The sequence below is a fragment of the Thalassolituus sp. ST750PaO-4 genome (assembly GCF_020320405.1).
Classification (GTDB): Bacteria; Pseudomonadota; Gammaproteobacteria; order Pseudomonadales; family Oceanobacteraceae; genus Venatoribacter; species Venatoribacter alkanivorans.
Genome location: NZ_JABVCB010000007.1, coordinates 435,033 through 457,163, shown reverse-complemented (window position 1 = coordinate 457,163; position 22,131 = coordinate 435,033). Strand labels below are relative to the sequence as shown.

At 54.6% G+C, this 22,131-nt stretch carries 12 protein-coding genes; 6 read left to right on the top strand and 6 right to left on the bottom strand.

Annotated elements, in window-relative coordinates:
* Nucleotides 1–28: 28 nt before the first annotated feature.
* A complete protein-coding gene (locus tag HUF18_RS07880; protein ID WP_225691759.1) occupies nt 29–4,894 on the bottom strand; it encodes an NAD-glutamate dehydrogenase in 4,866 nt (1,621 codons plus the stop codon).
* A 181-nt stretch (nt 4,895–5,075) separates the two neighbouring features.
* Here HUF18_RS07880 and HUF18_RS07875 point away from each other — a divergent pair, with 181 nt between their 5' ends.
* Genes HUF18_RS07875 through HUF18_RS07850 form a run of 6 tightly spaced genes read left to right on the top strand, consistent with a single transcriptional unit; the run spans nt 5,076 to nt 12,132 of the window.
* Nucleotides 5,076–6,035 (top strand): AAA family ATPase, encoded by a 960-nt coding sequence (locus HUF18_RS07875; RefSeq protein WP_145469480.1) that lies wholly within the window; start codon nt 5,076–5,078, stop codon nt 6,033–6,035.
* Nucleotides 6,035–6,985 carry a DUF58 domain-containing protein gene (locus HUF18_RS07870; protein ID WP_225691758.1) on the top strand — a complete coding sequence of 317 codons (951 nt, stop codon included), beginning with the start codon at nt 6,035–6,037 and terminating at the stop codon, nt 6,983–6,985. The genes HUF18_RS07875 and HUF18_RS07870 overlap by 1 nt, the downstream gene beginning before the upstream one ends.
* A gap of 2 nt (nt 6,986–6,987) precedes the next feature.
* Entirely contained in the window at nt 6,988–7,518 is a 531-nt protein-coding gene (locus HUF18_RS07865; RefSeq protein WP_225691757.1) for a DUF4381 domain-containing protein, read from the top strand.
* Nucleotides 7,518–8,522, top strand: a complete 1,005-nt coding sequence (locus HUF18_RS07860; protein WP_225691756.1) for a vWA domain-containing protein — start codon at nt 7,518–7,520, stop codon at nt 8,520–8,522. Before HUF18_RS07865 ends, HUF18_RS07860 begins: the two co-directional genes overlap by 1 nt.
* On the top strand, nt 8,522–10,381 hold the full coding sequence (locus tag HUF18_RS07855) for a VWA domain-containing protein (RefSeq protein ID WP_225691755.1): 1,860 nt from the start codon (nt 8,522–8,524) through the stop codon (nt 10,379–10,381). The genes HUF18_RS07860 and HUF18_RS07855 overlap by 1 nt, the downstream gene beginning before the upstream one ends.
* A complete protein-coding gene (locus HUF18_RS07850) occupies nt 10,375–12,132 on the top strand; it encodes a BatD family protein (RefSeq protein ID WP_225691754.1) in 1,758 nt (585 codons plus the stop codon). Before HUF18_RS07855 ends, HUF18_RS07850 begins: the two co-directional genes overlap by 7 nt.
* A gap of 48 nt (nt 12,133–12,180) precedes the next feature.
* On the opposite strand, the gene HUF18_RS07845 is transcribed toward HUF18_RS07850, so the two are convergent.
* The 5 genes from HUF18_RS07845 to smc form a co-directional block, all read right to left on the bottom strand.
* Entirely contained in the window at nt 12,181–13,962 is a 1,782-nt protein-coding gene (locus HUF18_RS07845) for a PAS domain S-box protein (RefSeq protein ID WP_145469474.1), read from the bottom strand.
* Nucleotides 13,963–14,099: 137 nt separating this feature from the next.
* Entirely contained in the window at nt 14,100–14,789 is a 690-nt protein-coding gene (locus HUF18_RS07840) for a transglycosylase SLT domain-containing protein (RefSeq protein ID WP_225691753.1), read from the bottom strand.
* Between the two features lie 34 nt (nt 14,790–14,823).
* On the bottom strand, nt 14,824–16,929 hold the full coding sequence (gene ligA / locus HUF18_RS07835) for an NAD-dependent DNA ligase LigA (protein WP_225691752.1): 2,106 nt from the start codon (nt 16,927–16,929) through the stop codon (nt 14,824–14,826).
* Between the two features lies 1 nt (nt 16,930).
* The gene (locus HUF18_RS07830) at nt 16,931–18,388 is read right to left on the bottom strand and encodes a cell division protein ZipA C-terminal FtsZ-binding domain-containing protein (RefSeq protein WP_225691751.1); all 1,458 of its coding nucleotides are present in this window, start codon (nt 18,386–18,388) and stop codon (nt 16,931–16,933) included.
* 228 nt (nt 18,389–18,616) lie between these two features.
* A complete protein-coding gene (gene smc / locus HUF18_RS07825) occupies nt 18,617–22,129 on the bottom strand; it encodes a chromosome segregation protein SMC (RefSeq protein WP_225691750.1) in 3,513 nt (1,170 codons plus the stop codon).
* Nucleotides 22,130–22,131 lie beyond the last annotated feature (2 nt).

Here is a 22,131-nt window from a genome sequence, read left to right as displayed (position 1 = left end):
GAATCATAAAGCTTTCTGCCGCCACTCACTACTCACACTCAGGTACAGCTTCCTCACCGTCAATACAGGGGCGCTGGTGACGGCTGGCCTGTGCCAGGTCCAGCAACTCCCGCAGCGCAACCGATAACATGGTAAATTCCAGCGAATCAGCAGCTTTCAGCTCATTCAGCATGTTCGCCCAGCGAGCGACCAGAGAGGCATACTCCTCTTCCCATTGAGCAATCGATTCAGCAAGGGTTATACCATCTTCCTGTGTCCCGAGAATGCCAACGGTCAACGCTCTCTGCTGCCAGTCAAGATCGTCGCGCAGCGTTTCCCGTGCCAGTGCTTCCCAATGGCTGTTCGATGGCAACGCATTCACCTGCTGAATAAACCAGTTCAGGGATAAATGCTCGCCCATTTCAAAATAAGCTTCAGCAACCTGGCGGATATCGCGCCCGGTTTGAGCGGCGGCTTCAATAATACCCAGCGCCGAATACAGGTTTGCAGCTCCGGCGGTTAAGGCAGCCAGCGTTTCCGGCACTCCGGCTTCAACGCGACGGTTATATACTTCCTGCCAGCGCTCCAGCGCAGAACCTTTAAGTGTACGGCCTAACTCAGCCGCAATGCTCTGCACGGCCGGTTGAAAACGCGCAACCTCTGCACCAATATCAATTTTTGCACGGCGATTACGTAAAAACCAACGGCTGGCCCGACGTACCAGACGCATCAGGTCCGCCATCATATCTTCCTGTTCTTCAGTGCTGATGTGGTAATCCAGAGCAGTAATCGCCTGCCAGTGTTCAGGCAAAGCAAATATATCGCGGGCGGTAATATAAGAACGGGCAATATCACTCATACTGGCCCCGGTCGAGTCATGCAAACGGTTAACGAAAGTAATGCCCATATAATTGACCATATCGTTGGCCAGTTGCGTGGCAATAATTTCCCGGCGCAGGCGGTGATGACTCAGAGGCTCCGCAAAACGATCGCAGAAGGCCTGCGGAAATGCGGTATGTAAAATACTGGCGACGTATTCATCATCATGAATATCCGGATGATTAAGCTGCTCTTTAAGATCCGCTTTAGTATACGAAATCAGAACTGCCAATTCCGGACGGGTCAGCCCCTGGCTGGCCGCGCGACGCTCCATAAGGACATCTTCGTTAGGCAGAAATTCAAGTGCCCGGTTGAGTTTGCCGTGGGTTTCGTACTCCCGCATCAGACGCACATACTCATCCAGCCGGACTTTACAATCACGGTGTGCCAGCGCAATTGCCTGAGTCTGACGATAGTTATTATTCAGCACCAGACGGGCGACATCATCAGTCTGCTGCATAAATATTTCGTTACGTTGTTTGCGCGTCAGATCACCACTGTCGAGTACTTCATTCAGCATAATCTTGATATTCACTTCGTGGTCGGAGCAATCCACACCACCAGCGTTATCAATAAAATCGGTGTATGAGGCACCACCTTTAAGGCCATATTCCACCCGACCAAGCTGAGTCATGCCCAGATTGCCACCCTCACCGATCACTTTAGCCCGTACTTCCTTGCCGTTAATACGCAAACCATCATTGGTTTTATCCCCGACATGGGAGTGACGTTCTGCAGACGATTTAATGTAAGTTCCGATACCACCATTCCAGATCAGATCGACCGGTGCGCGCAGCAGCGCTTTGATTAAATCGTTCGGCGGCAGACGATCTTCCACAATGCCAAAACGCTGCTTCATTTCCAGAGACACGGGTACGCTTTTCGCTGAGCGTAAAAAGATACCGCCACCTTTGGAAATCAGCTCCTTGTTGTAATCTTCCCAACTGGAACGTGGCAGCTCAAATAAGCGTTTACGTTCAACAAAGCTGCGAGCAGAATCCGGATTCGGATCGATAAAGATATGCATGTGATTAAACGCCGCCACAAGACAAATATGCTCAGAAAGCAGCATGCCATTACCAAACACATCACCGGCCATATCACCGATACCAACCACGCTGAAATCCGTTTCCTGAATATTAATACTCTGCTCACGGAAGTGACGCTGTACCGAAACCCAGGCGCCGCGGGCTGTAATACCCATTTTTTTATGGTCGTAACCAATGGAGCCACCGGAGGCGAAAGCATCGCCCATCCAGAAACCACGGGTTACTGCAATTTCATTGGCAATATCGGAAAAGGTTGCCGTGCCTTTATCGGCAGCCACCACCAGATAGGGATCATCATCATCGTGACGAACCACATTATCCGGCGGTACAACCTGACCTTCGACCAGATTATCGGTAACATCCAGTAAGGCACTGATAAAGGTCTGATAGCTGGCAATACCTTCAGCCATAAAGGCATCACGTCCGCCCTCTTTCGGCAGGCATTTGGCAATAAAACCACCTTTGGCACCGACAGGGACAATCACCGCGTTTTTAACCTGCTGTGCTTTAACCAGCCCCAGCACTTCAGTGCGGAAATCATCACTGCGGTCTGACCAGCGCAACCCACCACGGGCAACCCGGCCACCACGCAGGTGCACACCTTCCACACGGGGTGAATAAACAAAAATTTCAAACATAGGCCGCGGCAACGGCATATCGCTGATCGCCGCCGGGTTCACTTTTAACGCCAGATAAGATTTACTTTTTCCCTGTTCATCCTGCTGGAAAAAATTGGTGCGCAGTGTCGCTTTGATCAGTTCTATATAGCGGCGGATAGTACGGTCTTCGTTCAGCTGATCCACACCTTCGAGAGCATCAATCAGCTGCTGTTCACACTGGTTAACCTCTTCGTCGCGCTGCTCGGGGGTGCATTCTTTAAGGCCAAAACGCAGATGAAACAGATGAACCAGTCTGGCGCTGATATCAATGTAGCGACACAGAGTCTCAGCGATGTAGCTCTCCGAGATGCCAAAACGGATTTGCTTCATATAGCGGGCGTATGCGCGCAGGATAGAAATATCCTTCCAGCTTAATTGCCCGCCCAGTACCAGCCTGTTAAAGCCGTCATTCTCGGCCTGCCCTTCCCAGACAGCACGGAAAGAATCCTGAAACAGACTTTTAACCGCAGCAATATTGATACTGTCAGACAGGGTATAGCGCAGCAGAAAATTATGAATCCAGATACGCTGTCCATCGGCGCAGATAATCTCGTAAGGATGCTCTCCCATCACACGCAAACCCAGGTTCTCCAGTACCGGAATAACATCCGACAGTGGCAGAATAGTATCGCGGTTAAACAGTTTAAAACGCAGTTCGTTATCACCCTCTTCCAGTTCACGATAAAAACTCATCGCCAACTGGCCCGCTTTCTGCCCGCACAAATGCTCCATATGCTGAACATCCACTACGGCCGTACGGGCGGTAAAGTTTTCACGGTAACCTGCAGGAAAAGCATCGCGATAGCGGTGAAACTGATGATTTCCGCGTTCCTCCCCGGCCTGTTCTATCAGGGCATCGTGCAGATCATCCTGCCATGAACGGGCAACCTGACAGATTTTTTTCGCCACCGCCTGCTCATCAAAAACCACAGGGTTATCAGGATTCAGTCGCAGTGTGTACTGAGTACGCGCCAGAATGGATTCAGAAAAGTAGGTATTAAATTCAATATCCAGCGGTGAAAATTCCGCCGCCAACACCCCTTCGATACGCTGGCGCAGTTCAGTGTTATAAATATCACGTGGTACATAGGCCAGACAGGATATAAATTTACTGTAAGAATCTTTGCGCAGATACACCCGGGTCTGACGACGTTCCTGAATATTCAGAATGCTTAATGCTGTACGATGTAATTGCTCTGCCGTTGACTGGAATAATTCATCACGCGGATACACCTCCAGAATACGGTTCAGCTCTTTACCACTGTGACTGGCCGGATTGAAATCAGCCATTTTCCGCACATCGTTGAGCTTTTCCCGTACCAGTGGAATATTGTTTGGCGTTTCGATATACACAATGGAGGTATAAAGCCCCATAAAGCGGATGCCGCCGGTGACTTCGCCGTCTTTATTAAAGAACTTAACCACCACATAATCCGGATACGCCGGACGATGAACCCGGCTGCGGCTACCGGATTTCATAAAACTTACGACCTGCTGATTGGTGATAAAATCGCGCACTTCATCTTCAAGGTCGCGCAACAATAAGCGGTTACGGCTCGCCTTATTGTAATTAAAAAGGCCCAGATCCTGCTCACTGTCACGTACAACATACTGCTCTTTACCTTCATTCTCGATATGGAAAACATCACAGGCCAGAAAGGTAAAGTGGTTATGAATCAGCCAGCGCAAAAACTCCTGTGCTTCTTTGTAATGTGCAGCGCGGTCTTTATGGTGTGGTTTGTTCAGGCGGGTAATGGTGGCTTCGGCTTTTTCAATAATCGCTGGAAAATCATTAACGCAGGCGGTGACTTCAGCAATCACATCCAACAGTTGTCCGGTCAGCGACTGCAGCAAATCGGTATCAGAGTGGTGGTCAAATTCAATATAAATAATCGCTTCTGCTGTTGATGCTTTTTCCTCTTTATACCAGTCATTTTCCGTTTTCAGTTGGTGCTTTTTATCACGCTGAGCATGCAATACGCAGTAATGAATCGAATGCAGTGATAACTGCCGCGCATTAAGCTGCATACGTACCGAATCGACCAGAAAAGGCATATCATCGCAAACGATCTCAACCACCGTATGAATCGATTGCCAGCCATGATTCTCATAGTCGGGGTTAAACACACGGACCTTAGGCTGATGCGGTTTACGTTGCTGAATAAACTGCCAGCAGGACAGCGTCGCGCCATACACATCCTCCACTGAACGGGCCATCAATTCATCGGCCGGTGCACCAGAAAAATACAGATCTGCAAAGCGTTGCAGGACCGCGGCCTGCTCGCTATGGTTACGTTCCTTAATAATGGTGTGCAAAGCAGTCAGCATAGTGTTATCCGTATTGAGCCCTGATAACTCCTAAGCTTAGATCATTTCGCCACCAGCGCGGTCTCCGTACCGGGGTAAGCAGCACAGTGAACTTTCGCTGCCGCAACCAATCAGAGCCATTGACCAAATGCTTTGAGTCTCTAAAATCCGAATTAAATCAACGCTCTGGGATAAAAAGAAGATGACTGAACAACAGGGTTTTGCACGCTTGAAAGAAGCACTGCAACAACAGATTATTGGCCAGCCCCATCTTGTTGAACGCTTGTTAATTTGTTTATTAAGTGATGGTCATTTACTGGTTGAAGGGGCTCCCGGCCTGGCAAAAACCAAAGCCATCAACGCGCTAGCCGACCGTATAGAGGGGGATTTTAAACGTATTCAGTTCACCCCTGACCTGCTGCCGGGCGACATTACCGGTACCGAAATTTACCGCCCGCAACAGCAGACCTTCGATTTTCAGGCCGGGCCGATTTTCCATAACCTGATTCTGGCCGACGAAATTAACCGTGCACCGGCCAAAGTGCAGAGCGCTCTGCTCGAAGCCATGGCCGAACGTCAGGTGACCGTCGGCGGTGTTACCCGCCCGCTGTCATCACTGTTTATGGTGATGGCCACCCAGAACCCAATTGAGCAGGAAGGCACCTACCCGCTGCCGGAAGCCCAGCTCGACCGTTTTGTCATGCACGTGGTGATTGATTATCCAGACAGCGAAGCCGAGCAGAAAATCCTGCGTCTGGCACGTGGTGAAGCCATGCAGCAACAAAACCGCGACGACACTAAACTGTCGCAGGAGATGGTGTTCTCCGCCCGCCAGCAGGTACTGAATCTGCACATGAGCGATGCCGTTGAGCAGTATCTGGTACAGCTGGTGATGGCCAGCCGCCGCCCGGAGCCTTACGGCAAAGACCTCGCCAGCTGGATTGAATACGGCGCCAGTCCGCGTGGCACCATCGCCCTCGACCGCTGCGCCCGCGCCCACGCCTGGCTGAACGGACGTGATTACGTCAGCCCGGATGATGTACAGGCCGTCGCCCACGATGTACTGCGCCACCGTCTGCTGCTCAGCTTTGAAGCCGAAGCCTCAGGCATGACGGTCAATAAAGTGATTAACGAACTGCTGCAACGGGTACCGGTTGTCTGATGCGCCAGGACGGACATTTCTCTGCAGGGGCCGAAATTCTGCCGGCCAATCTGGTGCAGCTGCGCACGCTGGCGCGCCAGCTACCGCTGCATAAACAGAAAAAAGTGCTGAACGATCTCGCCGGCAGCCATGCTTCTGCCATCCGCGGCCGCGGTTTGGATTACGCCGAAGTGCGTGAATATCAGGCCGGTGACGATATCCGCGCGATGGACTGGCGGGTAACCGCGCGCACCGGCGATGCACACATCAAAGTCTTCCGTGAAGAAAAAGAACGGCCGGTATTATTGGTCTGTGATCTGCGTGCCGCGATGCGCTTTGGCAGCCGCCGCGCACTGAAGCAGGTGCTGGCCGCCGACCTCACCGCGTTATTTGCCTGGGCTGCTCTGGAACACGGTGACCGTATCGGTGCCCTGCTGTTTAACGACGAGCTGGAAACCGATCTGCGGCCCAAAACCGGCCGCAAGCAGGTGCTGCAGTTGCTGAATGAACTGACCACGATGGCGCCATCAGCCAGTGCCGATCCGCAACAGCGTATGCAGCAGATCTGCCGTCACCTGCGCCGCATTGCCCGTCCCGGCAGCGCCATTTATTTTATCAGTGACTGGACCGGCTTTGATGCCGACTGCGAGCAGCAGCTGCACTCGGTGACCCGCCATTGCGATCTGGTTGCTGTTCATATTTCCGATCCGCTGGAAGCCGAACTGCCGCCGCCGGGCCTTTACAGCCTCAGCGATGGCCAGCAACGTTTGTCCCTAGACAGCACCACCAGCCGTCAGCGCGAGGAATATCAGCAGGCATTCAGCCTGCGCATGAACAACCTGCAACAGCAACTGCAGCGTCTTAAAGTGCCGCTGATTGCCCTGAGCACCAGCAATGCCGATCCGCTTCCGGCCCTGCGTCAGGGACTCGGACTCGGTATGCTCAGCCGCGTACGGGTGGAGGAAAGCTGACCATGCAAGCGCAGAACGATACCCTGCAAATATACGATATTCATCTGCCCGACCCGGTCAGTGCCTGGCCGCCGGCCCCCGGCTGGTGGCTGCTGCTCATCGTTATTCTGCTGGCCACGGTTGCCGCCTTTTTTGTCTGGCGCAAACTCCGGCAGCGCTGGCAGCGACGCAGCGATTGCCTGCAGCAATTGCAGAACCTGCGCTCGCATTTCGATAAAACCGATGCTCAGGCCTGCGCCCAGATTAACGAAATTCTGAAACTCTATTGCCAGCAGTATTTTCCTCAGACGGTCGCCCTGCACGGTCAGGTCTGGGTGGATTTTCTTAATCAGAAGGGTCCGGTGCCATTATTCAATAATCAAAGTGCACGGGCTTTGGCAGAAGCACCTTATGCACCGCCACGCGCCGACTGGCGCCAGCATTATGGTGAGCTGGATGACCTGCTTGCCCTGGCACAACGCTGGCTGAAAAGCGCCCGCACAGACCAGGAAAAAACAGTCCGCCAGTCACTCGCAAAAACGGAGGCCAATTAATGGAATTTCACTGGCCCTGGGCGTTTTTTCTGTTGCCACTGCCGTGGATTATCCGCGCTTTCTTACCGCCATTAAAAGTTGAGCAGGCGGCGCTTAAAGTTCCGTCGCTCAGCCCCTGGCGTCTGCAGAACAGCAAAGGGGGCGAACGTCAGACACAACAGAATCTGAGTGGCTGGTTACTGCCACTGGCATTATGGATTGCGCTGATCGGCGCCTTATCCCGCCCTTACCACAGCGGAGAAATAGTGCAGATGCCGGTGTCCGGCCGCGACCTGATGCTGGCGGTGGATATTTCCCAGAGTATGGAAATTGAAGACATGCGCCTGAATAACAAACCCGCCAACCGTCTCGCGGTAGTTAAGCAGGTGGTCAGCAACTTTATTGAACAGCGCAGCGGCGACCGCATGGGGCTGATTCTGTTTGGCAGCAATGCCTACCTGCAGGCGCCGCTGACCTTTGATGCCCGTACCGTCAGCACCTTTCTGAACGAAGCGCAGATCGGCCTGGCCGGTAAAAAAACTGCCATCGGCGACGCTATCGGTTTAACCATTAAACGTCTGCAGGACAATCCGGAACAAAGCCGGGTGATGATTCTGCTCACCGACGGCGCCAATACTGCCGGCGAAATTGAGCCGCTGAAAGCCGCCGAGCTGGCTGCCAGCAATGGCGTAAAAATTTACACCATCGGCCTCGGGGCCGATGTGATGGAGGTATCCAGCTTCTTCGGCACCCGTAAGGTCAACCCGTCACGGGATCTGGACGAAAATGCCCTGCGGGAAATTGCCCGCCAGACCGGCGGGGCTTTTTTCCGCGCCCGTGATACCGAAGAGCTGCAAAAGATTTATCAGTTTATTGATGATCTGGAACCCACCGAAAAAGACCCGGAAATTTATCGTCCGCAGCAGAGTCTGTACCACTGGCCGCTGGCCATTGCCTTTGTCATCAGTCTGCTGATTGCCCTGCAACAACGCTTTAACCGGATGCCCGGCGGAGGTCGCCACTGATGGAATGGCTCAGTCAGTTTCATTTTTTACGGCCGCTGTGGCTGCTCGCCGCACTGCCTGCCCTGCTGGCTTTTTCATTGCTGTTGCAGCGCGCCTTAAGTGCCGGTCAGTGGGCCAGCGTGATTGATGCTCATCTGCAGCCTTATATGCTGGAGCAACAACTCAGCAACCGCCGCAAAGCAGGTTTATGGTGGCTGCTCGCCGGCTGGCTGATCGCCTGTATTGCGCTGGCCGGTCCGAGCTTTGAAAAACTGCCGCAACCTTTGCAAAAAAATCAGGATGCACTGGTTATTATGCTCGACATGTCAGCATCCATGGGCGCCCAGGATCTGAAACCCTCACGTGCGGTACGCGCCATTCAGAAAGTCACTGATATCGTCCGCAGCCGCGCCGACGGCCTGACCGCACTGGTCGCCTATGCCGGCGACGCCCATACCGTGACGCCTTTAACCGATGACCGCGACACCATCGAAAATCTGCTGCCGTCGTTATCCCCGTTTATTATGCCGAGCCCCGGCAGCCGTCCGGATAAAGCCATCAGCCTGGCGCAGCAGCTGGTCAGCGATGCCGGTATCCAGCAGGCCCGCCTGCTGTTACTGACCGACGGTATTATCAGCAAAGATATTGAACGAATCCGCAACAGCCTCGACAGCCAGCGCTTTCAGCTTAAGGTACTCGCCATTGGCACCGCCGAAGGTGCGCCGGTGCCAATGCCCGGCGCCGGTTTTCTGCGTGACGGCAGCGGTACAATCGTACTGCCACAGCTGGATCTGGGGCCGATCCGCGATCTCAGCCGTGAGCTGAATATTCCCTGGCAGGCACTGAGTATTAACGACAGCGACTGGCAAAGCCTGTTACCCGAACAGCCGCAAAGCTTTGACCCGCAGGAAACCGACAGCGGCTTTGCCCGTTTTGATCAGTGGCACGACGCCGGCTACTGGCTGATCTTTGCCTTGCTGCCCGTTGCTCTGCTGCTGTTCCGCCGTGGCGTACTGTTCAGCCTGCTGTTACTGCCGCTGTGCTGGCCCGACAACAGCTATGCGCTGGAGTGGAAAGATTTATGGCAAACCCCGGACCAGCAAGGCTCAGAACTGTTTGAACAGGACCCGGCTGCTGCCGCACAGGCCTTCGAAGATCCCGCCTGGCGTGGCAGCGCCGCTTACCGTGCCGGCGATTATGAAAGCGCCGCCAAAGCCTTTGCCGAAGGCCCGCAAACCGCCATCAGCCATTACAACCGTGGTAATGCCCTGCTGCAGGCCGGAAAGCCGGATGAAGCCATTGCCGCCTACGATGAAGCCCTGAAGCTGAACCCGGAAATGAAAGAAGCTGCGGCCAACCGTGAGACCGCCGAAAAACTCAAACAGCGACAAGAACAACAAAAAGAGCAGCAGCAGGATGGTCAGCAGCAGGACGGTCAGCAGCAGGATGGTCAGCAGCAGGACGGTCAGCAGCAGGACGGTCAGCAGCAGGACGGTCAGCAGCAAGACGGCCAGCTACAGAACGCTCAGCAAGACGATGCCTTTGCCCGTCAGCAGGCTGATAAGCTGGCCGAACAGCAGCAGGATGAATCAGCCTCTCAGGCGGCACAGAATCAGGAGCCTGAGACTGACGAAGAGAAACAGGGCATAGCAGCCGCTGAAGAAGATCAGGAAGAGCCGCAGGAAGAATCCGCGCAACAACTGCGCCGCCAGTCTGACCAACCGGAAACAGAAATCAACGGCCTCAGCCGTGAAGAACAGGCCGCCATGCAACAATGGCTGAACCGGGTCCCGGACAATCCCGGCAACCTGTTACAGCGCAAATTTTTATACCAGTACCGGCAACAGGCCGATCAGGAAAGTGAGGATGTTTTATGGTGATGCGTGATCTGCTGTTTAACCGCATTCACTGGCTGCTGGGGTTGCTGCTAGCGTTGCTGCTGGCCACCACTCAGGTGCAGGCTGCTACCTTCAGTGCCAGCGTTGACCGCAAAGAAGTCGCCGAGCGCGATACCTTTAATCTGATGCTGCGCTACAGCGAACAGGTGGGTTTTGGCTCACCGGATCTGACCCCGCTGCAGCAGGACTTTCAGGTGCTGAATCAGCAGCGCTCCAACCAGTTCCGCTCCGTCAACGGCAAGACCGAGTCCTTTACCGAGTGGACCCTGACGCTCACGCCCAAACGCAACGGTAAACTGACCATTCCCCCGATCCGTTTTGAAAATCAGCAGACGCAACCTATTACCATCAACGTGCGCGAGCTGTCAGCGGATGTAAAAGCGCAGATCGCCAAAGAATTTTTCTTCGATACCGAGATCAGCCAGCAGGACAACTATTACGTTCAGGGGCAGATTCTTTACACCGAAAAGCTGTATTACAGCGTCAGCCATGAAGACGCCACCCTGTCGGAATTTAAAGTAACCGATGCTCTGGTACAGCCGCTGGGGGATGTGCGCCAGTATACGACCGTTGTTGATGGCCAGCGTCTGGGCGTGTACGAACGGCGCTTTGCGATTTTCCCCGAAGAAAGCGGCGAGCTGGTGATTCCCGGCCAGCGCTTCAGCGCCCGCATCAGCAATCCTTACGACCGCTGGAGCCGTGGCCGTCAGGGCTCTGCGGTCAGCAAGCCGATTACCCTGCAGGTTAAACCCATTCCGCAGGATTATCCGCAGGCGCCGTGGATTCCGGCTGAAAACCTGAGCATCAGCGAAACCTTCAGCACACCGCCACAGCAATGGGTGGCCGGCGAACCGGTTACCCGTACCCTGATCCTGACCGCCAAAGGTCTGCCCGGCAGTCAGCTACCGGCCATTGCCCTGCCGGTGGTTGATAATCTGCGCTACTACCCGGATCAGACTCAGCAAAATGAACAAAGCAGCGACGACGGCCTGACCGGCACCTCGGAACAATCCATCGCCCTGGTACCGGGCAGCAGCGGCCGTATTTTGCTGCCGGAAATCCGCATCCCCTGGTGGAACACCAGAAGCGGTACTCTGGAATATGCCGTATTACCGGCCCACAGCATTCAGGTTAAGCCAGCCAAAGGGGCTGTGGCATCATCACAAACAGCCGAGCCTGTAACAAACAACAGCGACGCAGATGCCATGGAGCAGCCTGGCGACAGTGCTGGTACCAGCACCACCAACAACGGCAGCGCCGGCGAGCTGTTCTTCTGGCAACTTGCTGTGGCTGTTTTGGTGCTGAGTAATGGGCTGTTTTTACTGCTGTGGTGGCATGCACGACGCACGGCACTGACCCGGCCAGCCGTGCCAGACAGCACGCAACAGGATCATCCGCAAAAAACGCTGAAGCAGCACTGGCAGGCATTGAGTAAGGCCTGTCAGCAGGGAGATGCCGCAGCCATACGCTGCCACCTGCTGGCCTGGGTTAATGCCGGCGGATTAAACAGCAAAGATTTAAGCATCCGCCTGCCACTGGCCAGCCTCAGTCAGCTGGCCGGATTACTGCCGGAGCCCAGATTGCAGGCTGCACTGGCGGAACTTGATGCCCGGCTCTATTCGCCACAGCAGAATTCCGCCTACAACGGCCAGAACCTGCTGGCGTTATTAAAAGAGCAGCAACGTCAGAGTGGCAAAACAGAGACACAAGGCGCCGTGCTTTATCCACACTGAAGTAACGGGTGATTACAGAAACAGGCCGGGTTATTCAGTACGGTGCGGCTATTCGCCCGGAAACTGATCCGGCCCGGCGCCAGGAGAGGCAGGCAACTTATTCGCCCCGGCATGGGCTGACTTATCCAGATACATCGCCTGATCAGCAACTTCAATCCAGCTGCTGGCATCGGCAACATCAGGATACCCCACATAAGCCAGGCCAATACTGAAATGTACCGGAAACTCTCCGGTCGGGGTCTGATGACGCAGCACGTTATTGCGCAGATTCCGCAATGCCAGCGAGGCATCGCGAACATTGCTCTGCGGCAATACCACCACAAACTCATCTCCGGCATAGCGCGCCAGAATATCAGTGGCGCGGATATGCTGACGGATATGCTCAGCCAGCGCCTGTAATGCCTCGTCACCGGCAATATGACCGAAGGTATCGTTAATCTGTTTAAAGTCGTTCAGGTCGATAAACAGCAGCGAGCACGGTGTCTGATAGCGGCGATACAGTTCCAGCTGATGTTCCAGCTCTTCATACAGTGCCTGACGGTTCAGACAACCGGTCAGCGGGTCGGTACGGATTAACAGATTAAGCCGTTCGGTCGCCTGATGTGCCTGCTCCAGGGCATGAGCCATATCCGCTTTGGCTTTAACCTGATCGCTGATGTCCGTTGCCAGACCAATCAGATACTCCAGTTTACCACTGCTGTTCAGCACCCCTGTCCCGGTGTCGAAGATATAACGCAGGCCCCGCTCCGGATGCTCGACCCGATATTCGATTTCCCAGCGCCCTTGCCGGTGGCGTTCTATTTCCGCGCGCACCCGCGCCCGGTCATCTTCGTAAATCCCCTGCAGAAAACTGTGCGCATCATCGTACAGGCTGGCACAACTGCGTCCCCAAACCCGCTCATAAGCCGGGTTAACAAACAGCATCTGCTCTATTCCCGGCGTCGACATCCACACCACCGACTGAATGGTTTCAGCAATGGTGCGGAATTTAACCTCAGACTGCTGCAGCAATAACTCAGACTGCTTGCGGTCACTGATGTCTTCGATCACGGAAATAAAATAATCGGGGAAATTCTGCTCATCGCGAATCAGGGTCACCGTAAGGTTCGCCCAGAAATAGCGACCATCTTCATGGCGGTAGCGTTTCTCAATACTGTAAGAGCTATGACTGCTGCTCAGCAGGTCATTCACTTTGCTGACATCCAGTTCAAGATCATCCGGATGAGTAATGTCCTGAAAACAATGTTCCAGTAATTCTTCACTGCTGTAGCCCAGCAGATCGCACAGGCGGCGGTTCACTCTTAAAAAGCGTCCCCCAAGGCTGACACAACAGATCCCCACGGCAGAATGCTCAAACAGTTCGTCATACGCCTTGTGCTGTTCGCGCAGCTTACGCTCAGAAATCCACAGCGTACTGGTATCCAGAATGGTCGCGATTGCCATCTGCTCGCCGTCGTAATCCACCAGTGCCAGATGAATTTCCGCATTGATTTTCTGCCCCTGAGCATCGTTGATCCAGATACGGTTATTCATCCGCCGTTCGCCGATGGAGGAGAAAAACAAAGCAATCAGATGCTGATGCTGGCTGCGGATATCTTCAGGTACCAGAATATCCACCGGCTGCCCGACCATCAGTCCGGGGCTGTAACTCAGCAGATGGTGCGCAGCCCGGTTGGCCATACGGATGATGCCTCTGGAATCAACCAGAAGCACCGGATCCGGACTCAGCTCAAACAGGGGGTCGGTAGGTAAAACGCGAAAACGCCGGTGCTGCAACACAATGGCGATAATGATAACAACGGCCAGCAACAGCCATGGAAGTACTTCCATGCATACTCCGATACAGAAAACCTATCCTGCCAGGAAAATGCGTACAACCTTACCGCATGGCAACAGTCCGCTCCGGGACTGTCTTTAAGACTAGCAGGAAAGCGTCAGAGCGCCGTCTTTAACAAGCTTTTTATCAATCAGCCACGCTCAGGTCTGCCCTGAGCTGATTGTCCTAAATGAATAACCGGGCGACGATTGATGGTTTCCTGTCCAAACAGCGTGCGCCAGAACCAGTTACTGTCGAGATCTTCCTGACAGCGCACCAGCTGCTGCTGATACTGTTTTGCCCGGCGCTCGACCTTTCTCGCCACCTGCATCAGCCAGGGCTTTTTCTTATAGGTACCACGCAGGTAACCGCCGGCCCCGTCGTGATAGGCCAGATACAGACTGTAAGCATCATGCGGGCGAATGCCGGTGCGTTTAATGGTACGGGTGTTGTACCAGCCGATAAAATCGACCGCATCTTCAAAGTCATCACGGTCTGCGCCCCAGTTATTGGTGAGACGCATATACTCTTCCCAGGTCGGGTCGAGTGCCTGAGCATAGCCATAGGCCGTCGACGGGCGCGGGCCGGGAATGATCCACAGATACCACTTACGCGGCGGACGGTTATCGTCGATAAACTTCGATTCCTGGTGAATAAACGCCATGGTCACCGACTCCGGTATCCCGTACTTTTTCTTCACCGCCTTAGAAGCGTTATACCAGTCGTAATATTCGTCATAGATTTCGCAGACGTTATTAATATTTTTCGGCTGCGGGGTGGAGCAACCAGCCAGTACCAGCAATACAGCCAGAAGTGAAAAGCGGATACCTGTAAGGGTCATGCCTGTTCCTTATTTTCTGCTCCACAACCCCGCTTCAGGGCTGCATACCGTGTTCATTCAGCAGGGCCAGAAATGCATTCTCATCCAGCACCTCAACATTCAGCGCCTGCGCTTTGGTGAGTTTTGAGCCTGCTTTTTCACCGGCAACCAGAAAATCGGTTTTTGCCGACACACTGCCGGCCACTTTCACACCCAGCTGTTCCAGTAAGGCTTTGGCATCATCACGGCTCATACCACTCTGGGCCAGAGTGCCGGTAATAACGGCGGTTTTACCGCTTAATGGTAAATCGGCACTCTGTTGCGGCTCTTTTTCTTCCCAGTGCACACCGACACGCTGCAACTGTTCAATGACCGTGCGGTTATGCTCTTCAGCAAAGAAATTATGCACATGGGCAGCAACCACGGTACCGACATCAGCAACCTCCAGCAAAGCCTCTGCATCGGCATCCATAATGCGCTGCAGAAAACCAAAATGTGAGGCCAGATTATTGGCCGTAACGGTGCCCACTTCGCGGATACCCAGTGCGTATAAAAAACGCCCCAGCGTGGTTTGCTTCGCCGTATTCAGCGCGTCCAGAATATTCTGTGCCGACTTTTCTGCCATACGTTCAAGGCCCGCCAGCTGCTCCAGGGTTAAATGAAATAAATCATCCACGGAGTCAATTAATCCGGCATCCACCAGCTGATCAATTAATTTATCGCCCAGACCTTCAATATCCAGTGCCTTACGTGAAGCAAAATGTTTAATCGCTTCTTTGCGCTGCGCTGAACACACAAGCCCGCCGGTACAACGGGCAACGGCCTCACCTTCGACTTTTTCGATCAGCGAATCACACACCGGACAATTAGCCGGAATCTGAATATCTCGGGCATCGGCCGGACGTTTTTCAGCAACCACAGAGACAATTTGCGGAATCACATCACCGGCGCGGCGGATAATCACGGTATCGCCGATTTTTACGCCCAGACGGGCAATTTCATCCATATTGTGCAGCGTGGCATTGGAGACGGTGACACCGGCAACATGTACCGGTTTTAACCGCGCCACCGGTGTTACCGCACCGGTGCGGCCAACCTGAAAATCGACACCCAGCAGCTCGGTCATTTCTTCTACCGCCGGGAATTTATAGGCAATGGCCCAGCGCGGCGCGCGGGCAACAAAACCCAGCTGTTCCTGCAGCGCCAGGTCATCGACCTTAAAAACCGTGCCATCAATTTCATACGCCAGACGGTGACGCTTTTCTCCCAGTTGCTCAAAAAAAGCCTGGGCTTCCGCCACGCCATTCACGACCTGCATTTCTTCATTAATGCGGATACCCCAGCGTTTTATTCTTTGCAGAATAGCGCTGTGCGTTGCCGGTAAAACCGCATCATCACTGACCACACCAATGCTGTAGGCACAGAACTCCAGCGGACGTTTTGCCGTAATATTCGGGTCGAGCTGACGCAGGGAACCGGCGGCGGCATTACGCGGATTAGCAAAGACTTTTTCATCGTTAGCGCGGGCTTTATCGTTATAGGCTTCAAAGCCCGCCTTCGGCATATACACTTCGCCACGCACTTCCAGGCGCGCAGGAAAATCATCGCCCTGTAAACGCAGAGGAACATTTTTAATGGTGCGCACATTCTGGGTGATGTCTTCGCCGGTCTGACCATCACCACGGGTAGCAGCACGCACCAGCAAACCCTGCTCGTACAGGATGCTGACGGCCAGACCATCGAGTTTAGGTTCACAGGCCAGAGCAATACTGTCGCTGGTTTTTAAACGTTCCTGCAGACGCTGGTAAAAGGCAGAAAATTCTTCGGCATTCATTGCGTTATCCAGGGATAACATCGGCCGCTCATGGGTAACGCTGACAAATTGGCTGAGGGGTGTTGCACCGACACGCTGGGTCGGGGAATCTGCGCTGATTAATTGCGGATGCTCAGCTTCCAGCTGCTGTAATTCGCGCAATAAACGGTCGTATTCAGCATCCGGAATACTGGGTTCATCCAGCACATAGTAGCGGTGATTATGCAGATTGATTTCGCTGCGCAGCTGCTCAATACGCTGGTTAACACCGGAGGGCACAATGGCGCTGTCAGAAGAAGCAGAGGAGCCCGTTGGCTCCTCTGAAAAAAGATCATTTTGTGTATTCATATTATTTAGCTTGTTTTTTCAGGGCCAGACGCTGACGCCGTTCAAAATCCATAATCTGCTGGCGGTCGTGTTCCATGGTCTGCGGGGTTAATGCACTGCGGGCACCATCGTACACATCGGCACGTAATTTACGCGCAACGACCAGGGCCATTTCCGACATGGCTTCATAGGCTTCCAGCGGCTTTTTCGCCCCCGGCAGGCTCATAAAGAAGCTCAGGCCACGGAAATGCTGCTGCGCCATGGCGGCCGGGACAAAAATGCCCGGTTCATAACTCTGTGCCACCGAGAACTGAATACAGCCTTCACCATCAGCCTGCTCAAAACGGTGAAAAATATCTTTTTCGCCAAAGCGCAGATCGCAACTGTTAAACAGAAACAGAACATCTTTGCCGGAAAAACCAGCCGGATCACGGGCAATGGCGTGAATTTCCAGCACCAGCTCCGGAATACCGCGGCTGGCCAGAGATTCGGCATTGGCACCGGCAAAATTCACCGGCTGCAGTGGCAGCTCTGATGGCAGTTTTTCAACTTCCTGCTCAAGGTGCGGATCGTCAATATGCTCAGGGTCTTCAAGCTCTGGCAGATTGTCTTCCTGCGTGTCAGACGCTTTTGCAACGACCGGGGCAGCGCTCACTTCCGTTTCATCGGGCTGCGGGGTATCTGCTACAGAACCATTTGCCACCGGTTCCACATCCACGCTGTCATCTTCGATCTGCGGCTTAATATCGTCATCGCCCAGCTCTTCGACATCCAGCAACACCGGAAACTGCTCATCCAGATTGACCGGACGGGCTTTGGGAATCAGTGGTGATGGCGGAATATCCAGATCTTCGACCGGATGTTCGCTTCTGGCCTGAGCCGCGCTGGCATGAATTTTCTGGTTATGGCCCAGCTGCACGCCGGCATACTCCGGGCTTTTTTCAGCCGTCATATGTTCTGCATTTTCTGCAGGGTTATATTCTTCAGAGCCTTCAGCAACGGTATTGTCTTCAGCATCAGGATGTTCAGGCTGAGACTCAGCCACCGGCGGTTTGGCAACCGGTTTAACAACCACGGCTGATTTCACCACGCGCGCAGGCCCCAGGTCGTCTTCCCAGGGAATAACCGGCTCTTCTTCGGTCGAGAAATTGCCTTCCAGCTCGGTAAATACCGGCTCCTGTGCAGGCTGGCGCGGACGCTCCTGCTCTGCGGCACGCTGCTGCGCCGGACGAAAACCGAGCAGTGCATCATCCTCATCAGCATCCTGCACGGTGCTCTGACCGGCCGCTTTATTAACAACACGAACACCACCGGGCAACTCCGGGTTATGGCCGTCGTCCGGAAAGCGGAAATCACTGCTGACATCCAGACGCAGAGCTTCAGCACGCGCACGGCGCATGCGGCGGAAGCCATCAATTAATATTGCCACCATCACTAACAATCCGATCAGGATCAGGACGGTTCGCCAACTCCATTCCATAGTTGCCTCAGACTTTCATTCACTGTTTTGCCGCTCCGGAAAAGCGCTCGATGGGACATCAGAACGGCAGGGTTTATTTGGGTTCAAAGTGTTACACAACGATTCACGCGAAAACAGACCCCGGACGGCGCTTTTGGCCTCTTTTTTGCCGTCCACGATTCTGGGGTCTGACTTTCTGCCACAGACCAGCCAAATAGCCGGGAGAGACGATTCGCCAGCCGGATAACCTCAGGCGTCGATCATTTCCGCAGCCTCTTCCACATCCACCGACACCAGACGGGAAACCCCCGGCTCGTGCATGGTGACGCCCATCAACTGAGACGCCATCTCCATGGCAATTTTGTTGTGGGTGATATAAATAAACTGCACCTTCTCCGACATAGCTTTTACCAGACGCGCATAGCGACCAACGTTGGCATCATCAAGCGGTGCATCCACCTCATCCAGCATACAGAACGGTGCCGGATTCAGCTGGAAGATGGAAAACACCAGCGCGATGGCGGTCAGTGCTTTTTCGCCACCGGACAGCAGATGAATGGTGCTGTTTTTCTTACCCGGCGGGCGCGCCATGATCGCCACCCCGGTGGTCAGCAGATCTTCGTCGGTCAGCTCCAGACAGGCGTGGCCGCCACCAAAGACTTTCGGGAACAGCTCGGCCAGGCCGGCGTTCATCTTGTCGAAAGTTTCCTGGAAGCGGGTGCGGGTTTCACGGTCGATTTTCTGAATCGCGCCTTCAAGCGTGTTCAGGGCTTTTTCCAGATCTTCGTTCTGCGCATCCAGATACACCTTACGCTCGGACTGAATACGGTATTCATCAATCGCCGCGAGGTTAATGGCACCGAGACGCTGGATACGCTCGGCGATACGCGCCAGCTCTTCCTGCCAGCGTTCGGCATCCGCCTCTTCCGGCATATTGTCGAGCACGTCTTTTAACGTGAGCTTTTCTTCCTGCAGGTTTTCCACCAGCGCCTGACGACGGATATCCAGCGCCTGACATTCCATGCGCACTTTTTCCAGTTCGTTACGCACATCCAGCGCTTTCTTTTCAGCATCGGCGCGGGCCTGTTCCAGCTCACGCAGGCGGGCATCCACCGCTTCAAGCGCATGACGAGCAGCCGACATAATCTGCTCGGCGTTCAGGCGACGCTCCAGCAGTTCTTCCATTTCCGCTTTCAGTTCGTCGAGATCGGCGCTGTGATCGCGGTTCTGGTTATCCAGAATCTGTTGCTTACGTTCGCGCAGGCGCTGCATCTGTGCGGCCAGGCGTTCGATCGCCTGCTGTAAGCCCTGCTCACGGCTCTTCAGGGTCTGCACTTTCAGCTGCAGCTGATGGGCCTTGTCCTGATGCTGACGCGACTCCATGCGCGCCCGCTCCAGCAGTTGCTGTACGCGGTTGCGCTCGGCCTGCAGACGTTCACGCTCATCGGTATCATCGTCGATGGCGCTCATCGCTTCCTGCCAGGTCAGACGCAACTCTTCCAGAGCTTCGCGCTCCAGCGCCTGTAACTGTCTGGCTTCGCTGATATCCTGATTCAGTTTGTCGCTGCGCAGGGCAAACTGCTCGGCACGCGCCTGTTTGCCGGACAACTGGGATTTCAGGGTGATCAGCTTCTGGCTGACCTGCTGCTGTTCACGCTGAGCAGTTTCACGCTGCTGTTCCAGTGAGCGCAGCTTAAGCTGGTCAGCATCCAGATCGGCATCCCACTCTTCGACCTGAATATCCAGTTCTTCAATCTGATCTTCCAGAACCTCAAGTTCCTGCTGGCGGGCCAGTACGCCGCCCTCACCGTCAGCGGCGCGGGCAACACGCAACCAGTTAGGGCCAAGCCAGATACCATCGGCGGTAATAATGGATTCATGGGCGGCCAGATTGCCGCGCGCTGCCAGCGCAGAGGCCAGATCATCGGCCACTTTAACCCCGGCCAGCAGGCCGCTGACGTCCTGACGGCTCTGCACTTTGGCCGCCAGCGTACCGGCAGCACCCGTGTTAACCGCAGCGGCACCCTGCCCTTGCTGCCATAAACTGAGGTGTCCTTCTTTAAAACTGCCGAGCCAGTGCTGTGCCGGATCAAGCTGATCGATCATCACCGCCTGCAGGTAATCGCCCAATACGGTTTCAACCGCCCGCTCCCAGCCGCTTTCAACCTGCAGCTGTTCTGCAAGACGCGGCTTGCGCGCCAGCTGATGGCTTTCCAGCCAGTGGCTGACGGCTTCTGAGCCCTGCCCTAAGGCGGCTTTCTGCAAAGCATCGAGGGTGGCTTTGCGGTTCAGCATCTGCTGTAACTGCGCCTTGCCTTCATCCAGCTGACGGCGTTGCTGCTCCAGCTGTTCACGACCGGCGGTTACCTGCTCCTGCAGACTGTCGAGGCGTTCCTGCTGGCTGTCGGCGGCCAGTTCCTGTTCGCTGACTTCTTCGGCCAGTAGCTGAATTTCTTCCAGCTCCGGGTTGTCTTTCAGCTGCTGCAGTTCCTCTTCCAGACGACGAATCTGCTGGTCGAGACGGGTAAGCTGCTGCTCACTGTTCTGAATGCGGGTCTGTGCCACTTCTGCCTGACGGGTTGGCTCACTGGCGCGCTGGGTAAAGCTGTCCCAGGCGTCCTGCCAGCGGCTCTGGGCTTCTTCGGCCTCCAGCAGCATGGCGGCGGATTCTTCTTCACCGGCCAGCAGCATTTCCAGCTCCGGCTCCAGCAGCATCAGTTCTTCACCGACGGCTTCGCGCGCCAGCTGATCTTCTTCCAGCGATTTTTCAGTTTCAAGGATGGCCTTTTCGGCTTCGGCCATATCCTGATCAAGCTGCAGCGCCATCTGCGCCTGATGCTCGAGCTTCTGCTCATGGCGGGCAATGTGAGCACCTACTTCGTAGTATTTGCTCTGCGCGCTGTTAAACAGATCGCCTTTCTCCTGATGCTCCAGACGCAGGCCTTCGATTTCGGCATCGGCGGCACGCTGTTCAGCCATATGGGCTTCGAACTGGGTCTGATGCTCGGCGATTTTCAGCTCGCGAACGCGGTAATCGGCATCCAGCGCCTGCCACTTCAGGGCCTGCAACTGTGCCTTTTTCTCGCGTTCCTGGGTTTTTAATTCTTTGTATTTTTCTGCCGCCTGGGCCTGACGCTGCAGATGGGATAACTGCCGCTCCAGTTCCTGACGGATATCCTGCAGGCGCTCGAGGTTTTCATGGGTGCGGCGCATGCGGTTTTCGGTTTCGCGGCGGCGCTCTTTGTATTTGGAAATACCGGCCGCTTCTTCCACATACACCCGCAGCTCTTCCGGTTTGGCTTCGATCAGGCGCGAGATCATGCCCTGCTCGATAATGGCGTAGGAGCGCGGACCAAGGCCGGTGCCGAGGAAGATATCGGTAATGTCTTTACGGCGGCATTTGGTTCCGTTCAGGAAATAGGTCGACTGACCATCGCGGGTCACCTGACGACGCAGACTGACTTCGGCATAACCGGCATATTCACCACGCAGGGTGCCGTCACTGTTATCGAATATCAGATCGACACTGGCTTTACTGACCGGTTTTCGCTCGGACGAACCGTTAAAAATAACGTCGGTCATGGCATCGCCACGCAGGTATTTGGCTGAGCTTTCGCCCATTACCCAGCGCACCGCATCGATGGTGTTGGATTTACCGCAACCGTTGGGGCCAACGATGCCGGTCATATTGGTACTGAACGGCACGGTGGTCGGGTCAACAAAGGATTTAAAGCCGGCCAGTTTGATGGCTTTCAAGCGCATGT

Bases quoted from the DNA above. Each gene is read 5' to 3' on its own strand.
- HUF18_RS07845 (WP_145469474.1), bottom strand. From the start codon at position 13,962: ATGGAAGTACTTCCATGGCTGTTGCTGGCCGTTGTTATCATTATCGCC.
- HUF18_RS07880 (WP_225691759.1), bottom strand. From the start codon at position 4,894: ATGCTGACTGCTTTGCACACCATTATTAAGGAACGTAACCATAGCGAG.
- HUF18_RS07860 (WP_225691756.1), top strand. From the start codon at position 7,518: ATGGAATTTCACTGGCCCTGGGCGTTTTTTCTGTTGCCACTGCCGTGG.
- HUF18_RS07850 (WP_225691754.1), top strand. From the start codon at position 10,375: ATGGTGATGCGTGATCTGCTGTTTAACCGCATTCACTGGCTGCTGGGG.
- HUF18_RS07875 (WP_145469480.1), top strand. From the start codon at position 5,076: ATGACTGAACAACAGGGTTTTGCACGCTTGAAAGAAGCACTGCAACAA.
- HUF18_RS07855 (WP_225691755.1), top strand. From the start codon at position 8,522: ATGGAATGGCTCAGTCAGTTTCATTTTTTACGGCCGCTGTGGCTGCTC.
- HUF18_RS07830 (WP_225691751.1), bottom strand. From the start codon at position 18,388: ATGGAATGGAGTTGGCGAACCGTCCTGATCCTGATCGGATTGTTAGTG.
- ligA (WP_225691752.1), bottom strand. From the start codon at position 16,929: ATGAATACACAAAATGATCTTTTTTCAGAGGAGCCAACGGGCTCCTCT.
- HUF18_RS07840 (WP_225691753.1), bottom strand. From the start codon at position 14,789: ATGACCCTTACAGGTATCCGCTTTTCACTTCTGGCTGTATTGCTGGTA.
- smc (WP_225691750.1), bottom strand. From the start codon at position 22,129: ATGCGCTTGAAAGCCATCAAACTGGCCGGCTTTAAATCCTTTGTTGAC.
- HUF18_RS07870 (WP_225691758.1), top strand. From the start codon at position 6,035: ATGCGCCAGGACGGACATTTCTCTGCAGGGGCCGAAATTCTGCCGGCC.
- HUF18_RS07865 (WP_225691757.1), top strand. From the start codon at position 6,988: ATGCAAGCGCAGAACGATACCCTGCAAATATACGATATTCATCTGCCC.